Annotated in this window: 3 protein-coding genes; 2 read left to right on the top strand and 1 reads right to left on the bottom strand. The window is 73.1% G+C overall.

Annotation, left to right across the window (positions count from 1 at the left end; all coding sequences use genetic code 11):
* The first annotated feature begins 804 nt into the window (after positions 1-804).
* On the top strand, positions 805-1,041 hold the full coding sequence (locus tag FDZ70_09940; GenBank protein ID TLM68803.1) for an Arc family DNA-binding protein: 237 nt from the start codon (positions 805-807) through the stop codon (positions 1,039-1,041).
* Positions 1,038-1,460, top strand: coding sequence for a type II toxin-antitoxin system VapC family toxin (locus tag FDZ70_09935; GenBank protein TLM68802.1), 423 nt, complete (start codon positions 1,038-1,040; stop codon positions 1,458-1,460). Before FDZ70_09940 ends, FDZ70_09935 begins: the two co-directional genes overlap by 4 nt.
* A 19-nt stretch (positions 1,461-1,479) precedes the next feature.
* Here the strand turns inward: FDZ70_09935 and FDZ70_09930 are convergent.
* On the bottom strand, positions 1,480-1,910 hold a 431-nt coding region (locus FDZ70_09930; GenBank protein TLM68801.1), incomplete at its 5' end, for an SMC family ATPase.

The raw sequence follows: 1,910 nt of genomic DNA, 5'->3' as shown, positions 1-1,910 counted from the left end.
GCGTGGGCGAGCGGGCGCCGGGAGAAGGCGATCGACCGCGGCACGGCGATCGTCGGCCTGCTCGCGGGCAGCGCGGGCGCCGCGGGCGCGAGGCTGATCGCCACCGCGAACGAGTCCGGCGCGGTCGAGTGGCGCGGACTGCACCGCGCCGTGTACCACCCCGCGCAGCGCGTGATCTCGGTGCGCAACTCGTGGCGTACGGTCGTGCGGCTCTACTGCACGCCCGCGAACTACGGCTCCGTGGCCGCGATCGTGGGCGACGGGCTGGCCCGCGGCGCGGCGGAGCGGGTGGCGTCCCCGGCGCCGAAGCGGTCCGCGTGGGTCGTCGCCGCGTGGATCGCCGGATCGCTGATCGCCACCGTGCTGTCGTTCGTGTGGGAGTTCCGGCCCGGTGAGCTCGCCGTGTGGGCGACCTGCGCCGGCGTCTTCACCTGCCTGTCCGGCTTGACCGCGGGCTGCGCGCGCCGCATCTTCGCGCTGTTCGCGCTGCCGTGCGTGACGCTCGCCCAGCTGCTGCTCGTCGCCGCGGGCGTCGAGCCGTTCGATCCGATGTTCGGCGGCACCGCGCTGACGCTCACGCTCGACACGGGCGCGTGGGTCACCTCGCTCGCCGCGCTCGGAGCGCTCGGGCTGGCGTCCCTCGCGCTGCTCGTCTGGCCCCAGCCGAAGGCGCCCGCGGAGTAAGACCGCGTTTCGATCCCGGTAAGTCCGGCGCGCTACGCTCGTTCCGAAGCCCCGGTGAGAGGAGCGCGCGTGGGTGGTATCATATCGGTATCAGTACCGGCCGACTCCCTGGAGGCCGCGATGGCCGACTTCCTCGTCCGCAACATCCCCGAGCACGTGCTCGAGCGCCTGCGTGAGCGCGCGGCGCGCAACGGCCGGTCGCTGCAGGCCGAGGTCCAGGCGACGCTCGCGGCGTCCGTGAAGCCGTCGCGCGAGGAGTGGCTCGCGCGCCTGCGGGCGCACGACGCGATGTTCGAGGGGCGCTTCCCGGAGGGCGCCGCAGTCGAACTCATCCGCGAGACCAGAGACGAGCGATGAGGCGGCTGACACTCGACGCCAGCGCACTGATCGTCCGGCTTCTGCGTGAGCCTCGCGCGGAGGCGGTCGAGGCACTCGCGGGCTCGGGCACGACGCTCGCGGCCCCCGACCTCCTCATCCTCGAGTCCGCGAACGCGATCTGGAAGGCTGCGCGTCGGGCGGACCTCGGCGAGGCGGAGTGCGACGAGCTCCTCGCGGAGGTCATGTCCTTCGACGTCGACCTCCACCCGTCCGCACCGCTGGCCCCAGCAGCGCTGCGGCTCGCGCGCGAGATCGGTGAGACCGTCTACGACTGCCTGTACCTCGTGCTGGCGATCGACGAGGACGCGCCGCTGCTGACCGCGGACCGCCGGCTCGTCGACAAAGCACGCGCGACCGGCCTCGGCGAGCACGTGGTGTGGATCGGCGAGACGGGGTAGGGCACACGGCGAGCGGGTCCTACGGCACCTCGAACCGCGCCGAGCTCCCCGTCGCGCCGCCTGTCACGACCAGCCGCGCAGCGATGACCTCACGCAGTTCGGGGACGTGCGAGATGATGCCGACCAGCCGGCCGCTCGCCTGCAGCTGCATCAGCGCGTCCATCGCGAGCTGGAGCGAGTCGGGATCGAGTGCGCCGAACCCCTCGTCGACGAAGATCGTGTCGAGCGGCGTCGCGCCCGCGTGCTGCTGCACCGTCTCGGCGAGCCCGAGCGCGAGCGACAGCGCCGCGAGGAAGCTCTCACCGCCGGACAGCGTCACCGCTGAGCGCGACGTGCCCGAGAACTCGTCGAACACGGCCAGGTCCAAGCCCGCCGGCCGGTTCTTGCGCGAACCCTCGCGCTGCCGCTCCAGCCGGTAGCGGCCCTTGCTCATCGCCTGGAGCCGCCTGC

Source organism: Actinomycetota bacterium, from assembly GCA_005774595.1.
In the GTDB taxonomy this organism is placed as follows: Bacteria; Actinomycetota; Coriobacteriia; order Anaerosomatales; family D1FN1-002; genus D1FN1-002.
Note: the sequence above shows the minus strand (reverse complement) of the source record. Positions and strands in the feature narration are given on the sequence as shown.

Bases quoted from the DNA above. Each gene is read 5' to 3' on its own strand.
- FDZ70_09940 (TLM68803.1), top strand. From the start codon at position 805: ATGGCCGACTTCCTCGTCCGCAACATCCCCGAGCACGTGCTCGAGCGC.
- FDZ70_09935 (TLM68802.1), top strand. From the start codon at position 1,038: ATGAGGCGGCTGACACTCGACGCCAGCGCACTGATCGTCCGGCTTCTG.